Genomic DNA, 17,128 nt, shown 5'->3' with positions numbered 1-17,128 from the left:
GCTCTATTAAAATCATCTGGATAATGTAACATTTTTATGTTCATTTAAAACCTTTTACATTTACATTCGTAATTGAAACTCATGCCAAAGCAGAAAACTATACTAGCACTATTTTTATCCTTTCTTGTATTGAGTACAAGCTTGGGTGCGGTGATGTATAAGCACTACTGTGGTGATAACCTACAAGATGTGGCTTTGGCGAAAAGTGACCAGCACTGCACACACCATCAGGATGATGAACAAATGCCGCCTTGTCATAAGCACCAATCTGATAATGAAGGCTGCTGTAAAACTGAAACACAAAAAATATCTGTTGATGATATACAGCAAGAGAAGGAAAGTAATTCCATTCTGAAATCTGGATCTTCTTTTGTTTCAGTTATCTATGTTTTGGTTAATTATTTATTTTCTAGTCCACTAGATAATCAGGCGAGATTTAGCGTTGTAGATTTTGACGATCCCCCACTTTATAAAGCCTCTTTAGAAGTACTTTACCAAAGCTTTTTGATTTAATACTACCATTGCTTTAAACAAGCAAAGAGAGCAAATGCTCCTTTGATGAAACATCTATGTTTAAATCAATGGTAATTTTATGTTAAATCGAATTATTAAATTTTTCTTATATAATAAGTTAGTCACCTTTATTTTATTGATAGGTTTTGTGGCCTGGGGAATAGCGGTAGCTCCTTTTGGTTGGAATATTAATTTCCTGCCTTCAAATCCAGTTCCTGTTGATGCTATTCCTAATTATGGTGAAGATCAGCAAATAGTTTTTACAGAATGGAAGGGACGTTCTCCTCAGGATATTGAAGATCAAATTTCTTATCCTTTAACCACTTATTTATTAGGTATTCCAGGTGTAAAAACTATTAGAAGCTCTTCAATTTTTGGCTTTTCTAGTATCTATATCATTTTTGATGAAGAAAATGAATTTTACTGGACCAGATCTAGAATACTGGAAAAACTGAATTCTATACCTCAAGGTCTATTGCCTGAAGGAGTACAGCCTAGCCTGGGGCCAGATGCAACCTCTTTAGGACAAGTTTATTGGTACACCATTGAAGGTCGGGATCAGAATAGAAATCCTACAGGAGGCTGGAATTTGGATGAAATCCGATCTGTTCAAGATTATTATGTGAAATATGGTTTAAATGCAGCTGAAGATGTATCTGAAGTAGCATCAATTGGAGGTTTTGTAAAAGAATATCAAATTGATGTAAATCCGAATGCTTTAAAAATCTATAATATATCCTTAAATAAAGTTCTTTCAGCTGTTAAAAATTCTAATAGAGATGTTGGCGCTAAAACTATAGAGATTAACCAGGCGGAATACTTAGTTCGTGGTTTAGGATATATAAAGAATAAAGAAGATATAGAATCGGCTGTAGTAGCAGTTGAGAATAATACACCGATTCGTATTAAAGATATTGCAAGTGTAAGCTTAGGGCCCGCTACAAGAAGAGGAATTTTGGATAAAGATGGTGCTGAAGTGGTAGGTGGTGTAGTAGTGGCAAGGTATGGAGCAAATCCACTGCAAGTGATCAACAATGTTAAGACAAAAATAAAAGAAATTGCACCAGGCTTACCCTCTAAAACTTTAACGGATGGAACAGAAAGTAAGCTTACCATTGTGCCTTTCTATGATAGATCTGATTTAATCTATGAAACACTTAATACGCTTGAGGATGCTCTTAGCCTGCAAGTACTGATTTCAATATTGGTAATTACCATAATGGTTTACAGAATAAGGGCTTCTCTATTAATTTCTTCTTTGTTGCCAATTGCCATTCTAATTGTATTCATAGTCATGCGCTATGTGGGAATTACAGCAAATATAGTAGCCCTTTCAGGTATAGCCATCGCTATTGGAACCATGGTGGATTTGGGAATTATTCTGACTGAGAATATTATAAAACACCTAGATGAGTCAAAAGCTGGAGATAAACTAATTGATGTCATTTATAGAGGAGCTTCAGAAGTATCAGGTGCAATTTTGACTGCGGTTTCTACTACCATAGTCAGTTTCATCCCTGTTTTTTCTTTACAGGCTGCTGAAGGGAAATTATTTAGCCCACTGGCATTTACTAAGACTTTTGCATTGGTTGCAGCTCTTTTGGTCAGCTTATTAATATTACCTGCTCTGGCTCATTTATTTTTTGGTTTGAAATTGAAAAATAAGTGGTTTATCCGTTTAATAGATCCAGTTTTACTATTTGCAGGCTTAATTTTGATCATTTTTGGTCATACTTGGTCAGGTGTTGTACTATTTCTTTTTGGAATCATGGGGATTGTAAAATCTGCAGTAGTCAAAAGAGATATAAGTTTAAATAAGATTCTAAAATGGATAATCAATAAGGCTGATATAATTATCATATTGTTTGCAGTGCTTTGGTTGTTAGCTGAATATTGGCTGCCTCTTGGACCTGCCAAGTCATTGTTTTCAAATTTTATTTTTGTTGGGATTATTGTAGGAATAATTCTATCGGCTTTCATTTTGATAGAAGCTTATTATAAGTCTATTTTACACCTATGTTTAGAATACAAAAAGACCTTTTTAACGATTCCTTCATTTTTGATTCTGATTGGAATTGTAATTTGGTTGGGTTTTAATACGGTTTTCGGATTTGTTTCTTCGGTCTTTGAAAAAGTAGGTTTTGATATTGATGAATCAGAACCTTGGATTACTTTATCGAATACATTTCCAGGTATAGGAGAAGAGTTTATGCCATCATTAAATGAAGGAAGCTTTTTGCTTATGCCTACTTCTATGCCTCACTCTGGTGTTGCCTACAACCGTAAAGTTTTAGGACAGCTTGATATGATCCTAACCAATATCCCTGAAGTTGACTTAACGGTAGGGAAATTAGGTAGGGCAGAATCCGCTTTAGATCCTGCACCGGTTTCAATGTTCGAAAATATCATAAATTATAAACCAGAATTTATTCTAAATAAAAAAGGAGAAAGGCAGAGGTTTAAAATTAATTCTGATGGCAATTTCTACATAAATTCTGAGCGTTTAAAATCAGTAAATGATATTCCTGAGGAAATCTATTTTTCTACAAAAAGCAGGAAATTCATTAATGTGGAAGGTCAGGAGTTAGATGAAAGAATTCAAACTGAAATTGAACAGATAGTAAATGGTAATTTCAAACAGTTCCTAATCTCAGATAAAGACGGTCTTTATTTTAGAAATTGGAGGGATCATATTAAAACTCCAGATGATATATGGAATGAGATTACTAAAGCTACTAAAATCCCAGGTGTAACTTCAGCTCCAAAACTACAGCCTATAGAAACTCGATTAGTGATGCTTCAAACCGGAATGAGAGCACCTATGGGGATTAAAGTATTTGGACCTGATTTGCGTTCAATAGAAAAATTCTCCCTCGAATTAGAGGATGTGTTGAAAGAGGTAAACTCTGTAAAATCTGAAGCGGTATTTGCGGATCGTATAGTTGGGAAACCTTATATGCTACTGGATATTGATCGGCAGGAAATTGCCAGGTATGGTTTGACTGTTGAAGATGTTCAACAGTTTATTGAGACTGCAATTGGTGGAATGGTGATTAGCAATACAGTGGAAGGTAGAGAACGTTTTCCTGTTAGAGTTCGCTATCCACGAGAGCTGCGAGATAATCCTGAGAATTTATCAAAAATGTTAATTAGTACACCCACTGATTATCAAATTCCTTTAGGGCAAATTGTAGATATAAAATATGAGAGAGGTCCTCAAGCTATTAAAAGTGAAAACACATTCCTGGTAGGGTATGTATTATTTGATAAAAAGGATGGGTTTGCAGAGGTTACGGCAGTAGAAGATTCAAAAAAATTAATTCAGCAAAAGATGGATGCTGGTGAGATTGAAGTGCCTACAGGAGTTAATTATAAATTTTCAGGAAGTTATGAAAATCAAATTAGAGCAGAGAAGAGATTAAGTTTCATTGTACCAATAGTACTTTTGGTTATCTTCCTAATACTTTATTTTCAGTTTAAATCTGTTTTAACGAGTATGATGGTATTCACAGGAATTGCTTTGGCATTCAGTGGAGGGTTCATCATGTTATGGTTATATGATCAAAGTTGGTTTTTAAATATAGACGGCTTCGGTATTAATTTTAGATCCTTATTTCAGATTCAAACTATCAATTTGAGTGTGGCAGTTTGGGTTGGATTTATAGCCTTGTTTGGTATTGCTACAGATGATGGTGTAGTAATGGCTACCTATCTTGATCAGAGTTTTGCTAAAAGAAAATCTAATACTTTAAAGGATGTGAAGCTAGCTGTGATTGCAGCAGGACAAAAAAGAATAAAGCCAGCGGTAATGACATCTACTACAACCATTATTGCCTTACTTCCAATCTTAACTTCAACCGGAAAAGGCTCTGATATAATGGTGCCTATGGCTATTCCAGCATTTGGGGGAATGTTAATTGCATCTATTACCTATTTTTTAATTCCTGTGCTTTATGCAATTAAAGAAGAGAGTAAGCTTAAAAAAGAAATGATGACAAATAAATCTAATAATTAGATTATTAAATAGATGAAAATGGACACATCAATAAAAAATAAATATTGCAAATTTTTCCTGTGCATTATTTCAATGCTTTTGTTTTCCTATAGCTCTAATTCTCAGGAAACTCAATTGAAAGTGCAAGAGTACTTTGAAATTGCGGTTAAAAATAATCCAGCTATACTGTCAGATTATAAAGCGTATGAAGCGGCACTTCAAAAGTTGCCTCAAGTTTCAGCATTAGCAGACCCAAATTTTTCAATAGGATATTTTATTTCACCTGTAGAAACCAGAGTGGGGCCGCAGTTGGCAAAGTTTAGTCTGAGTCAGATGTTTCCTTGGTTTGGGACATTAAAGGCAAATGAAAATGCAGCAGCTTTAGAAGCAGAATCATACTTTCAGAATTTTTTAGATAGTAGAAATAAGCTGTATTGGAAAGTAGCTCAATCTTATTATGATATTCTTGAAAACCATAAACTACAAAAACTTGAAAAGGAGAATATTGATATTCTTCACGAATATAAAGCTTTAGCAGAACGAAAGCTGAGTAATTCAAAAGCGAGCATGGTGGATGTTCTTCGTGTGGATATCATGATTGATGAGGCTGAAACCGAACTATTACTTCTTGAAGATAAGTATCCATCATTATTGACTGCTTTTCAGAATATTTTGAATTCGGAAACGGAACCCGAGCTTAATTCAATTCCTATCATAGCAGGCTTTGAGTCTAAAATATCTTTGGATACAGCTTTTCAAAACCATCCTTTAGTTCAGGCTATTGATTATAAAAAAGAGTCCTCAAAAGAAAGGATTGAATCTATTAGAAAGCAATCACTTCCAAAAATTGGAGTGGGGCTCGATTATGTGATTGTAGGTGAAAGAAACGATGTCACCTCCAGTGATAATGGTAAGGATGTTTTGATGCCAATGGTAAGTGTTAGCTTACCCATTTTCAGGAAAAAATATAAAGCTCAAATCAAGGAAGCAGAATTGATCCAAGAGCAATACCAATTAAAAAAGGAAAATTTATTAAATGATTTAAGTACAGAGAATGCTTCTACACTTTATGAAATTAATAAACAGTTAGAGTACATATCGTTGTTCGGGCGACAAATTGAAAAGGTAAATAATAGGCTGTCAATATTGGAAAAGACTTATACGGCTTCTGGGGTAGAATTTGAAGAGTTATTAAGAAGTAGACAACAATTATTGAAATACCAAAAGCTAGAAACTATAGCAAAAGCAAAACAAGCGACTTTAATTGAAAAGTATAATTACTTAACCTCTAAAAGACAGCTTTAATAAATATTTAAATAGAATTAAATCATGAAGATCATGAAATTAAATAAAATCAATATCATTATCATTTTAGCTAGTGTTGTAGTGGGCACGCTAATAGGATTTTTTCTAAATGGTTCCTCTGATCCTCAACATGAGCAAGAAGGCAATTCACAAAATATGGAAGCAGAAAATCAGATATGGACTTGTTCCATGCATCCATCAGTAAGACAAAATGAACCAGGAGATTGTCCGATTTGTGGAATGGATTTAATACCACTTTCAGAATCGGATAATCAAGACGGATTAAGTGCAAATGCAGTGAGTATGTCTTCAACTGCAATGAAATTAGCAAGTGTAGAAACTGCTACAGTTGAAAAAGCCATGATTGAAAAGGAAATTTTGGTTGCAGGTAAACTACAAGAAAATGAAAATCAAGAATATACTCAATCAGCACATTTTCCAGGCAGGGTAGAGGAACTCTATGTTAATTATGAAGGTGAGTTTGTTAGAAAAGGACAAATAATAGGGAAACTATACTCTCCTGAATTGCTTACCGCGCAAGAAGAATTATTGCTGGCATATAAGCAGCGAGAAAATAATCCTTCCTATTATGAAGCTGCACAACAGAAATTACAGAATTGGAAATTATCAAATCAGCAAATTCAAAGCATTATTGAGGCTGGCAAAGTAAAAGAAACATTTAATATCATTTCCGATTTTTCGGGCTATATATCAAAGCTAAATATCACCGAAGGGAAGTACCTAAATAAGGGAGAGCCTTTATTTGAGCTAGATAATCTATCTAAATTATGGGTTTATTTAGATGTTTATGAGCAAGATATTCAATTTGTGAAATTGGGGAGTGAAGTAAAATTTCATGTTCAATCATTTCCATCAAAAGAGTTTACTTCTAAAATCGATTTCATATCTCCTAAAGTGGATCCTATAAGTAGAATCGTAAAAGTAAGAGCTAATATTCAGAATGGGGAAGGACTATTGAAGCCTGAAATGTTGGTAACTGCAAATATTCAATTTAAACAGTTTGATAGTTCAGCAATCATAGTTCCAAAATCATCCGTTATGTGGACAGGTAAAAGATCTGTTGTTTATGTAAAAGAAGAAACGCAATCCGGCATCAGTTTCACTATGCGAGAAGTAGATTTAGGGCTGGCGCTAAACGATAGCTTTGTAGTTACATCAGGCTTGAATGAAGGAGAAGTAATAGCAGTAGCAGGCACTTTTAGTATTGATGCTGCTGCACAGTTAGCAGGAAAGCCTAGCATGATGAGTGCTAAAAAAATGGAATCAGTAGAGCTTTCTCAAGAAGCTAAACTTGAATTTAAGCCACTTTTCGATTCTTATTTTGAATTAAAAGATGCATTAATACAAGATGATTTTTCTACTTCAATTTCTAAATCAAAAGAACTAAAGTTAGCTTTTCAAAATGTAGATATGGAAGTTTTTAGGGATGATTCTCATGAATTATGGATGGGTTACCATAAAAAAATGCAGAAAATCCTAGAGCATATTCAGCATCAAGAAGATATAGAAGGGCTGAGAAAAAACTTCATTGCTTTATCAGATTGGATGATTCAGTTAACAAAGACGTTCAAACCGCATAATGAAACACTTTATCTACAACACTGCCCAATGGCAGACAATAATAAAGGAGCGGATTGGTTAAGTAGAGAGAAACCTGTAATGAACCCTTATTTTGGCTCGAGTATGCTCAGTTGTGGTGAAGTGACGGAAGTATTATAAGTAATGATTTTATTTTTTTTAGAACATCAATAGCTAGTTAAATTTTAAACTAATTATTATGAATGATTTTTTGATGAATTGGGCTAATGCCGCCTCAACAACTATAGGTTTTTTTTGGATGGCTCTATGGGCTTTTATTTTAGGATACGCCATCAGCAGTTTTATTCAAGTGTTTATTACAGAAGATAAAATGCAGAAAACAATGGGCGGTGAAGGAGCTAGGTCTGTATTCTTAGGAACTTTCTTTGGATTTATTAGCAGCTCTTGTAGTTTTTCGGCCTTAGCTTCTGCTAAATCCCTATTTCAAAAAGGAGCAAGCTTTGTTTCTTCTATTGCCTTTTTATTATCCTCCACCAACCTCGTCATTGAATTGGGTATTGTAATTTCAATTTTTCTAGGATGGCAATTTGTAGTAGGTGAATATGTAGGAGGTATTATTCTCATTTTAGTAAGTTGGCTTTTAATTAAAATTATTAAGCCAAAAAAGCTAATTAAAAAAGCAAAGGAAAACTTAGGCTCTGAAGAACATGATCATAGTGATGATAAATCCTTTAGTGAAAAAGTGAAATCTCAAAAAGAATGGTCAAAAGTAGGGAAGCAGTATTTCATGGAGTGGAAAATGGTTTGGAAAGATGTTACTATAGGCTTTACAATAGCTGGAATTGTAGCGGCTTTTGTACCAGATAGGTTTTTTGAAACATTATTTATCAATACCAATACCGAAACGGCATCATTTAGTTTTTTTACCTTATTAGAACATGTATTGGTTGGCCCCTTTGCTGCATTCCTTACTTTTATTGGATCTATGGGTAATATTCCTTTAGCAGCTTTACTTTTTGGTAAAGGGGTAAGTTTTGCTGGAGTCATGGCGTTTATTTTCAGTGATTTGGTCGTATTTCCAGTTTTAAGAATTAACGCCAAATACTATGGATGGAAAATGAGTTTATTCATTTTGTTCCTATTATTTACTTCCTTAATTGTAGCCTCTTTAGGTTTACATTACGGTTTTCAGTGGTTTGATATGCTGCCTGAATTCAATTCAGTATCCATATCCGAACAAGAATTTTTTAAGTTCAATTATACGTTTTACATGAATGTCGGCTTTGTATTGATTTCAGCTGTATTGATATATTTCGGTTTTGCAAAGGGAAAAGATATCATGTATCACAAAGAAATGGCTCCTAAAAGTCCAGCATTTGAAAAAACCTTAAAATATATTGCTTTTATAGCCTATGGATGGCTATCCATTGGGATAATTTTGAATCTCTTTTATATCAATTAATATCTCAAATTTATGAAATAAGTGGGCGGAGATGTTTTCAAAAACCTTCTAATTCGAATCGTTTTTCTATTTGTTACTTACAGTTTTTGTAAGTACCAAATGATGTCATAAAAGACTCAATTAGTAAACATTATTAATTAATTTTGTAACCATTATAAATCTTAAGAAAATGAAAAAAGTATTTTTATCAATTTTTGCTTTAACCTTAGCGATATCCGCTTGTAATCAAGAGAAAAAGTCTGAAGAACAAGCTTCCCAAGAAAAAGAGCCAAAGAAGGAAGTGGTTTTAAAAGCTGGAACTGAAGTGAGTTCTGAGCAATTGAAGGGTATATTGTCTTCATACTTCAGTGTTAAAGATGCTTTAGTAAAAACTGATGCGAAAGAAGCGAAATCTTCATTAGCTAAATTATTAGAATCTGTAAGTTCTGAAATGGAACAAATTAAATCTATTTCTGAAAGCATGCATGAAAAAGAAGATGTTGAAGAAATAAGAAAAGGATTTGAAGACTTAAGTAAGGAAGTTTACTCTTTAGTGAAAGAAAATGCAGATAGCAAAAAGGAGACGGTTTATAAGCAATACTGCCCAATGGCATTTAACAATAAGGGGGCTTTTTGGTTAAGTGATAAGGAAGAAATTAGAAACCCATATTTTGGGGATAAAATGTTAAAATGTGGTAAAGTAGAAGAGAAGCTATAATTTTTCTTGTTATATAACAATAAAAGTCGTTCATGTGACATTTGTTACTGAAATTGAAATACATGTAGCAACAATTTTTTCTATCTTTACGTTTCGAAAATCAGAATTAAACATAAAAAGAAAATGGCAAGTACTGTAGAAATAACTGACAGCAATTTTGAAGAAATATTGAAATCTGATCAACCAGTATTGGTTGACTTTTGGGCTGAGTGGTGTGGACCATGTAAAATGATCGGTCCGTTAGTTGAAGAATTAGCCGGAGATTATGATGGTAAGGCTGTCATCGGTAAAGTGAATGTAGATGAAAACCCAAATGTATCTGCTAAGTTTGGTATCAGAAGTATACCAACATTATTAGTATTTAAAGGCGGTGAAGTAGTTGACAAACAAATCGGTGCAGTGCCTAAACAAGTATTGGCTGACAAAATTGATGCTCAAATAGCATAATATATTACTATATAATATAAATGAAGGGATGTTTTAACATCCCTTTTTTATTATGTAGGAGTATAAAAAGCCTGAAACCATCAAGCTTCGGATAATTAAAATGTTATTCCACAAGGCTTAGTTCTTCAATGGAGATTTGCTCTTCTTTTTCAATATTTTCAGGTAATTGAATATCAGATATAAGCTGCTCTTCTAGCAAATCAGCCCAAGCTATCATGTAATCAACTACATCTTGTTTATTGTTATGATAAAGCTTCACCCCTCTGTCTCCCATATATCTTCTTACTTCCTGATTTTTCAATCTTTCTAAATCGATCATATCCTTTCTTTCCAAGCCAGATTCCATCATGCTTGAAATGATTTCATCCATAGGCATAGCACTGGTGCCACAGTAATCTTGAACTTGATCAGTCCAATCACCTGATTTACGCATTGCATATTCATGAATTTCTCTTTTAGAATATGGGGTTAACTCCTGAGCTAAATGTCCACAATTACATCCACCCATATGTCCCCATTGATAATGCGAACCATCATTAATTCTTTTGGCTGCAGTCCTAATCGCGTTGATCAATTTTATATTCGGTCTTGCCATAATCTCAATTTTTTATTTTTTAACTAACTAATGAAAAGGAAAGTTTACTAAAATTATTGATTTTCTGAGCATTTTTGTAATTAATGAGCATTAATTGATAAAGCTTATTAATTTTGTCTAACTATTATGGAAACATTGAGTTAACTCAAATAAAACTTAAAAGGAATGGCATTTAATTTTTTCAAAAAGAAAGAAGATAAAGAAACTAAGAAATCAAGCAGATATAAAGAACTAACGGTTCGTAAGGTGATTAATGCAACAGCAGATTCTATCATCATAGAATTTGAGAAGCCTGAATGGGAAATGACCTATACGGCTGGTCAATTTCTAACACTTATAACAGATATAGATGGAGAAAGTGTAAGAAGGGCTTATTCCTTATGTACTTCACCCTTGGTTGATGATTATCCTGCGGTAACAGTAAAAAGAGTTCAGAATGGTAAAATGTCAAACCATTTGAATGATAACCTAAAAGAAGGTGATAAACTTCAGGTTTTAGAACCAATGGGTAATTTTACCACTACTGTAGAGGCCAGCAAGAAACGTCATTTGATTATGTTTGCCGGAGGAAGTGGTATTACTCCAATGATGGGAATCTCAAAATCAATACTTCATGCTGAACCTGATAGCATTATCTCATTAATTTATGCCAACAGAAATCTTGAATCAGTAATTTTTAAGAAAGAGTTTGATGAGCTTGAAGATCAATATGAAGGTAGAATGCATGTCATTCATATTTTGGATGATGCCCCTATTAACTGGCAAGGTGAATCAGGCTTGTTGAATGAGGAAATGCTAAAGAAAATTTTAGATAGAATTCCAAACTGGGGTAATGATCAAACTCAATATTTAATGTGTGGTCCTGAAGGGATGATGAAAAATGTTGAGATCTATCTGGACAATTTCGGGGTAGATAAGTCAAATGTATTTAAGGAAAGTTTTGTTCAGGGCACTATTGATAAAGCCGAGAAAAAAGCACCTGAATCTAAAGGAGGAGAAGAATATGAAGTGACTATTCTTTTTGATGGTGAGGAGCACAAATTCCCTGTTCCTGCAGGTAAAACAATATTAGAAACGGCCCTAGACTTAGATATTGATTTGCCGTTCTCTTGCCAAAGTGGTTTGTGTACAGCCTGTAGAGGTAAATTATTGTCTGGTACTGTAGAAATGGAAGAAGATGAAGGATTATCAGAAGCAGAGAAAGAAGAGGGCTTTGTATTGAATTGTGTAGGACACCCTACTTCAAATGATGTTAAAATCGAAATAGGATAAAACATACATCCAAAATATTAGTAATACAGAAAGAGGACATTGTCCTCTTTTTTATTTTAAAAAGTTAAATTATGGAATTTCATATACCGGAAAGAAAGTATTTACCTAAAAACTTTAAAGTAAAGGATTGGGAAACATTAAAGCCTTATTTTGAGACTTTGCTGAATGATGAAATTAATTCAGGAGAAGAATTAGAGTCTTGGTTTCATAAATTAAGTGAATTGGAGGCGGTTGTTTCAGAGGAAATGGCTTGGCGATATATAAAGATGACTTGTGATACTGCCGATGAAAAGCTAGCAGAATCATTTGAAGATTTTGTAAGAAATATTCAACCACATATAGCTCCCTATACCGATAAGTTAAATCAAAAAGCATTATCTTCTCCATTTCTTGCTGCTGTAAGAGAGAAGGATGGTTTTGACATCATGATCAGAGAAATGGAGAAAGATGTTGAAATTTATAGAGAAGAGAATATTCCGTTAGAAACTGAGATATCAAGTCTTTCCCAGAAATATGGGACCATATTAGGCGGAATGGAAATTGAATATGAAGGCAAGCAATTAACCCTTCAGCAAGCAGCGGTTATGCTTAAATCAACCAACAGAGAATTAAGGGAAAGTATTTATAAAAAAATAGCCAACAGAAGATTAGAAGATAAAACAAAATTAGATGAATTATTTTCAGAACTTATAAGGCTCAGAACAGATGTGGCTAAAAATGCAGCTTTTGCCAACTACCGTGATTATATGTTCAAATCAATGGGAAGGTTTGATTATACTCCCCAAGATTGCTTTGATTTTCATGAATCCGTAAAAAAAGAAGTAGTTCCACTTTTAAATGAAATAGCTAAGGAAAGAAAGGAGAAATTAGATTTAATTACTTTAAAACCATGGGATAAAGCTGTGGATACTTCGGGCAAGGAATCACTAAAACCATTTAATGATGCAGAAGACTTAACCGCTAAAACCATTAGGGTTTTTAATAAGCTCGATCCTTATTTAGGCGATTGTTTGCTGAAAATGATTGAGATGAAACATCTCGATTTAGAATCCAGAAAAGGGAAAGCACCTGGCGGTTATAATTACCCATTGTCAGAAACAGGAGTACCTTTCATATTTATGAATGCTACCTCTACGCTACAAGATATGGTAACGCTTTTACATGAAGGTGGGCATGCTGTGCATTCTTTTTTAATGAATGATTTAGAATTAACAGAATTTAAGAATCCGCCTTCTGAAATAGCGGAATTGGCTTCAATGAGTATGGAATTGATCACCTTAGATTATTGGGATATATTTTTTGATGATGAAGAAGAGCTGAAAAGAGCCAAAACAGAACATTTAGAAGGGATTATTCAAACACTTCCTTGGGTAGCTACCATTGACAAATTCCAACATTGGGTGTATGAGAATCCTAACCATACCTTAGAAGATAGAAAGAAAGCTTGGAATAAAATATTTGATACCTTTTCTGATTCCTTTACGGATTGGTCAGATTTAGAAGAGATAAAGGATTATTTATGGCATAAACAGCTGCATCTTTTTGAGGTACCCTTTTATTATATAGAATATGGGATGGCTCAACTGGGTGCAATTGCAGTATGGAAGAATTTTAAGGAAAATCCTGAAAAAGGATTGGAATCTTATATGGAAGCCTTAAAGCTTGGATATACAAAGTCAATTCCAGAGGTATATGAAAAAGCAAATATTAAGTTTGATTTTAGTAAAGAAAATATTAGTCAATTGATGAATTTTGTTAAATCAGAGATGCAAAATATTTAGCGATTCTTAAAGCTTCGAAATTTAGTTGAAAGTAGACCATTAAAAAGTTAATAGATTAGCCAAAAAAATGAAAAATAAGTAATTTTACCTATACGTTTCTAAGTGATTTAACCCTTATATCGTAAGTATTCAATTTGTATTTTTGAAGAAAAAATATGAAGTTATGAATAATTCAACAGAGGGGGTTACGTTATCATCAGCTTTCGTAAAAGACATTATTGATCTTTATGAAGGCAAAGACTCTTACCAAAGAGAGCTAAAAAGAATGGCAAATGGGTTAGACTTATCTAGCGCAATGAAATTTGTACCTATGGAAACTTATAATTCAATGTGTAATTGGATTGAGTCACAAATAGGTCAGGCTAATACAAGAAGGTTAGGAAGAAAGATTGGTGCAACGGCTTATTCTGGAATGTTAGCGAATGGTTTAATTACTAGTGATGCTTCTCCAAAAGAAATGATGGAAGGTTTGGCAAAAGTAGCATCCATGATGATTAAAGATCCGGAAGGAAGAGGATGGGAAATTTTGGAAACAGCTCCTAAGCATATCATCATGAGAAGAACTCAAACATTTAATAGTACTTTACAATTTGGTTTAATTGATGAGCTAATTAGAAAAACCAAGGCAGTGAGTCCAAAGGTAGAGTACGTTAAATCAGTAGCTGACGGGGATGAATTCGATGAGTATAAAATCTCTTGGTTTTAAGCTAATGGTATTTTAGGCAATGAACATAAAAAAACCTGCTCTTAAAAAGGGCAGGTTTTATTTTTAATAATCAATTAGATTATTTTTTGTTTTTTGCTAAGTAAGAAGAAACAGATTCTCTAGACTCTTCCATTGCTTCTTTTCCTTCTTCCCAGTTTGCAGGACAAACTTCACCGTATTTTTCAACGTGTTGCCAAGCATCCACAATTCTTAACATTTCGTCAATATTTCTACCTAATGGTAAATCATTGATTGTTTCATGACGAACAATTCCTTGCTTATCGATGAAGAATGTACCTCTAAATGCTACTGGAGCACCTTCGAAAATTAATTCACCTTCTTCATTATAGTTCCAATCACCAGCTAAAACACCAAAGTTGTTAGCAATAGTTTTTGAAGCATCAGCTACTAATGGGTAATTAACACCTTCGATACCACCGTTTTCTTGTGGAGTTAATAACCAAGCTAAGTGAGTTTCTTCTGTGTCAGTAGATGCACCTATAACAGCAACACCTCTTTTTTCGAACTCAGCTAATTTCTCTTGGAATGCCAATATCTCAGTTGGGCAAACGAAAGTGAAATCTTTTGGATAGAAGAAGAACATAACATCTTTTTTACCAATGTACTGCTCTAATGAGAAATCTTCTACTATTTCTTCTCCGTTAATTACTGCTCCTGATTTAAATACTGGGGCTTTTTTTCCTACTAAAGACATACTATTCTTTTAAGTTTTAGATTTAAAAAATTAAATTTCTAATTGTTAATTCAATTTATCAGTTGGTCTCAATCTAATGATTACAAAACCTCCCGTCCAATTGAGTTGCAAAGGTAAGGCTATCATTATTTTTTAGCAATTCTTACTCTAAAAGAATAGATTGATATTTTGGATAATAAAATAGAGAATATCTATAATAAAAAATTCTTACTAAAGTCAGATTTTGTCTTGAGAAGAAAGTAAAGGATCAAATTATTCTACACTATTTCAGTCAAAAACTTTAATCCTTTTTAGTTTTAGCTAGTTTTCATTTTTCGGGCTTTTAATTAAGGCTATATTTAGGTTTTAAAATTTGAATATGAACGCATCTATTAAAGAATATATAGTATCAATTAACTCAGCAATTGAAAAAGAAAATTTTGGTGAACAACCTAGGGAATTATATGAACCCATTCGCTACATTATGTCATTAGGAGGGAAAAGAATGCGACCTCTTTTAACTATGCTTGCTTATCAGCTTTATCATCCGGAACCCAAGGATATAATCCCTGCAGCTGTATCGGTTGAAGTGTTTCATAACTTTACGCTGATGCATGATGACATCATGGACAATGCTCCTTTAAGAAGAGGGAAAGAAACAGTTCATGAAAAGTGGAATAGTCCCGTGGCTATTTTATCTGGAGATGTGATGTTAGTGAAAGCCTACCAACAGTTAATTGAATATTGCCCTACTGATAAGTTGAAGGTAATTCTTGAGAAATTTAATCAATGTGCAATAGAGGTTTGTGAAGGCCAACAAATTGATATGAATTTTGAAGAGGAAGATGTTGTACATGAAAAGGAATACATCAATATGATTCGACTAAAAACAGCAGTTTTGCTTGGTTTTAGTTTAGAATTTGGAGGTATACTGGCAATGGATAATGTAGCAGATCAAGCTTTGCTTTATCAAATGGGAGTAAATGCGGGAATTGGGTTTCAATTGATGGATGATCTATTAGATGTATATGCTGATCAAGATAAATTTGGCAAGCAAGTAGGCGGGGATATCATTGCAAACAAAAAGACTTATTTATTAATAAAAGCAAAAGAATTAGCGCAAGGTGAAAATAAAGTAGAGCTTAATGATTGGCTACAAAAGGAGGAGTTTGATAAGAATGAGAAAGTAATAGCAGTTCGAAAGATTTATGATGAGCTAAAAATAAAAGAGCTTACAGAAAGAAAGATGAATGAGTATTTCGAGAAGGCGTTTCAAAATTTATCTGATTTGGAAGCATCGAATGACAAGAAAGAAATCATAAAAGAATTTTTCACCTATTTAATAAACAGAGAGCAATAATGAGTACTACTTTAATCATTATAATTGTTACCTGCATTATCAGTATTCCTGCATTTAATAATCATACAAGAATGTATGCCTGGATGTTTAATCCATATCAAGTAGTGCATAGAAAACAGTTTTATAGACTGATTACTTCAGGCTTTCTACACGCTGATTATGTGCACTTGATTTTTAATATGCTAACGCTCTACTTTTTTGGTGATGCTGTTGAATTCTATTTCAACCAGATTAGTAGTTATGGAACTATACTTTATGTTGCCTTCTATTTGTCAGCTATCGTAATAGCAGATATTCCAACCTTAATAAAACATAAGGACAACCCAAATTATAATGCTTTAGGTGCTTCAGGAGCAGTTTCTGCTGTTGTTTTCAGCAGTATTCTTTTTAACCCAATGTCTGATCTTTGTTTATATGGTATTCTATGCTTGCCAGGCTTTATATTCGGTGCTATTTATATTATTTATTCCTATTATCAAGGGAAAAGGCAAGCTGGAAATATTAATCATGATGCCCATTTATTTGGTGCTTTATATGGAATAGTGATTACCGTTGCGATTTGGCCTGGAGTGATTCCTCATTTTATAGATCAGCTGAGTACATTCAGTATTTTCTAACTAATCCATTCAAAAGCTTTGATTCATTCAAAAGCTTTTCTTTTTTTACTTCGGCTGGTAAAGAAAAGTAGTGAGTGAAACTTGGGTCAAACTTTTGTTAAAGGCAGATTTTTATAACAAAATTC

The 17,128-nt window shown here is 33.4% G+C and carries 14 protein-coding genes; 12 read left to right on the top strand and 2 right to left on the bottom strand.

Annotated features, from left to right (window positions below):
* Positions 1–81 precede the first annotated feature (81 nt).
* From QYS47_RS15655 to trxA, 7 genes are all read left to right on the top strand, one after another.
* On the top strand, positions 82–513 hold the full coding sequence (locus QYS47_RS15655; protein ID WP_322347066.1) for an HYC_CC_PP family protein: 432 nt from the start codon (positions 82–84) through the stop codon (positions 511–513).
* A gap of 79 nt (positions 514–592) precedes the next feature.
* Positions 593–4,528: an efflux RND transporter permease subunit gene (locus tag QYS47_RS15650; protein WP_322347065.1), complete on the top strand. Its 3,936-nt coding sequence runs from the start codon at positions 593–595 to the stop codon at positions 4,526–4,528.
* Positions 4,529–4,648: 120 nt separating this feature from the next.
* Entirely contained in the window at positions 4,649–5,812 is a 1,164-nt protein-coding gene (locus tag QYS47_RS15645) for a TolC family protein (protein WP_322347064.1), read from the top strand.
* Positions 5,813–5,845: 33 nt separating this feature from the next.
* The gene (locus QYS47_RS15640) at positions 5,846–7,552 is read left to right on the top strand and encodes an efflux RND transporter periplasmic adaptor subunit (RefSeq protein ID WP_322347063.1); all 1,707 of its coding nucleotides are present in this window, start codon (positions 5,846–5,848) and stop codon (positions 7,550–7,552) included.
* A 58-nt stretch (positions 7,553–7,610) separates the two neighbouring features.
* A complete protein-coding gene (locus tag QYS47_RS15635) occupies positions 7,611–8,834 on the top strand; it encodes a permease (protein WP_322347062.1) in 1,224 nt (407 codons plus the stop codon).
* A gap of 169 nt (positions 8,835–9,003) precedes the next feature.
* Positions 9,004–9,531, top strand: a complete 528-nt coding sequence (locus tag QYS47_RS15630; RefSeq protein WP_322347061.1) for a DUF3347 domain-containing protein — start codon at positions 9,004–9,006, stop codon at positions 9,529–9,531.
* Between the two features lie 123 nt (positions 9,532–9,654).
* On the top strand, positions 9,655–9,978 hold the full coding sequence (gene trxA / locus QYS47_RS15625; protein ID WP_308355812.1) for a thioredoxin: 324 nt from the start codon (positions 9,655–9,657) through the stop codon (positions 9,976–9,978).
* Positions 9,979–10,081: 103 nt separating this feature from the next.
* On the opposite strand, the gene QYS47_RS15620 is transcribed toward trxA, so the two are convergent.
* Positions 10,082–10,573, bottom strand: a complete 492-nt coding sequence (locus tag QYS47_RS15620; protein ID WP_322347060.1) for a hypothetical protein — start codon at positions 10,571–10,573, stop codon at positions 10,082–10,084.
* Positions 10,574–10,738: 165 nt separating this feature from the next.
* Here QYS47_RS15620 and QYS47_RS15615 point away from each other — a divergent pair, with 165 nt between their 5' ends.
* The 3 genes from QYS47_RS15615 (at position 10,739) to QYS47_RS15605 (ending at position 14,332) form a co-directional block, all read left to right on the top strand.
* Positions 10,739–11,845 carry a ferredoxin--NADP reductase gene (locus QYS47_RS15615; protein ID WP_322347059.1) on the top strand — a complete coding sequence of 369 codons (1,107 nt, stop codon included), beginning with the start codon at positions 10,739–10,741 and terminating at the stop codon, positions 11,843–11,845.
* A gap of 71 nt (positions 11,846–11,916) precedes the next feature.
* The gene (locus tag QYS47_RS15610) at positions 11,917–13,626 is read left to right on the top strand and encodes a M3 family oligoendopeptidase (RefSeq protein WP_322347058.1); all 1,710 of its coding nucleotides are present in this window, start codon (positions 11,917–11,919) and stop codon (positions 13,624–13,626) included.
* 163 nt (positions 13,627–13,789) lie between these two features.
* A complete protein-coding gene (locus QYS47_RS15605; RefSeq protein ID WP_308355816.1) occupies positions 13,790–14,332 on the top strand; it encodes a hypothetical protein in 543 nt (180 codons plus the stop codon).
* A gap of 79 nt (positions 14,333–14,411) precedes the next feature.
* Here QYS47_RS15605 and QYS47_RS15600 read toward each other — a convergent pair whose 3' ends face one another.
* Positions 14,412–15,047, bottom strand: a complete 636-nt coding sequence (locus QYS47_RS15600; protein WP_322347057.1) for a peroxiredoxin — start codon at positions 15,045–15,047, stop codon at positions 14,412–14,414.
* 358 nt (positions 15,048–15,405) lie between these two features.
* Between QYS47_RS15600 and QYS47_RS15595 the strand changes: the two genes are divergently transcribed.
* Positions 15,406–16,386, top strand: a complete 981-nt coding sequence (locus tag QYS47_RS15595) for a polyprenyl synthetase family protein (RefSeq protein ID WP_302123084.1) — start codon at positions 15,406–15,408, stop codon at positions 16,384–16,386.
* The gene (locus QYS47_RS15590; protein WP_302123085.1) at positions 16,386–17,003 is read left to right on the top strand and encodes a rhomboid family intramembrane serine protease; all 618 of its coding nucleotides are present in this window, start codon (positions 16,386–16,388) and stop codon (positions 17,001–17,003) included. Before QYS47_RS15595 ends, QYS47_RS15590 begins: the two co-directional genes overlap by 1 nt.
* Positions 17,004–17,128 lie beyond the last annotated feature (125 nt).

Origin of the sequence: Marivirga arenosa, from assembly GCF_030503875.2 — a bacterium.
Lineage (GTDB): Bacteria > Bacteroidota > Bacteroidia > Cytophagales > Cyclobacteriaceae > Marivirga > Marivirga arenosa.
This window is presented reverse-complemented; position numbering and strand designations above follow the sequence as displayed.

Coding starts and splice junctions, on each gene's coding strand:
- QYS47_RS15590 (WP_302123085.1), top strand. CDS start 16,386: ATGAGTACTACTTTAATCATTATAATTGTTACCTGCATTATCAGTATT.
- QYS47_RS15620 (WP_322347060.1), bottom strand. CDS start 10,573: ATGGCAAGACCGAATATAAAATTGATCAACGCGATTAGGACTGCAGCC.
- trxA (WP_308355812.1), top strand. CDS start 9,655: ATGGCAAGTACTGTAGAAATAACTGACAGCAATTTTGAAGAAATATTG.
- QYS47_RS15615 (WP_322347059.1), top strand. CDS start 10,739: ATGGCATTTAATTTTTTCAAAAAGAAAGAAGATAAAGAAACTAAGAAA.
- QYS47_RS15635 (WP_322347062.1), top strand. CDS start 7,611: ATGAATGATTTTTTGATGAATTGGGCTAATGCCGCCTCAACAACTATA.
- QYS47_RS15605 (WP_308355816.1), top strand. CDS start 13,790: ATGAATAATTCAACAGAGGGGGTTACGTTATCATCAGCTTTCGTAAAA.
- QYS47_RS15630 (WP_322347061.1), top strand. CDS start 9,004: ATGAAAAAAGTATTTTTATCAATTTTTGCTTTAACCTTAGCGATATCC.
- QYS47_RS15610 (WP_322347058.1), top strand. CDS start 11,917: ATGGAATTTCATATACCGGAAAGAAAGTATTTACCTAAAAACTTTAAA.
- QYS47_RS15600 (WP_322347057.1), bottom strand. CDS start 15,047: ATGTCTTTAGTAGGAAAAAAAGCCCCAGTATTTAAATCAGGAGCAGTA.
- QYS47_RS15655 (WP_322347066.1), top strand. CDS start 82: ATGCCAAAGCAGAAAACTATACTAGCACTATTTTTATCCTTTCTTGTA.
- QYS47_RS15650 (WP_322347065.1), top strand. CDS start 593: ATGTTAAATCGAATTATTAAATTTTTCTTATATAATAAGTTAGTCACC.
- QYS47_RS15640 (WP_322347063.1), top strand. CDS start 5,846: ATGAAATTAAATAAAATCAATATCATTATCATTTTAGCTAGTGTTGTA.
- QYS47_RS15595 (WP_302123084.1), top strand. CDS start 15,406: ATGAACGCATCTATTAAAGAATATATAGTATCAATTAACTCAGCAATT.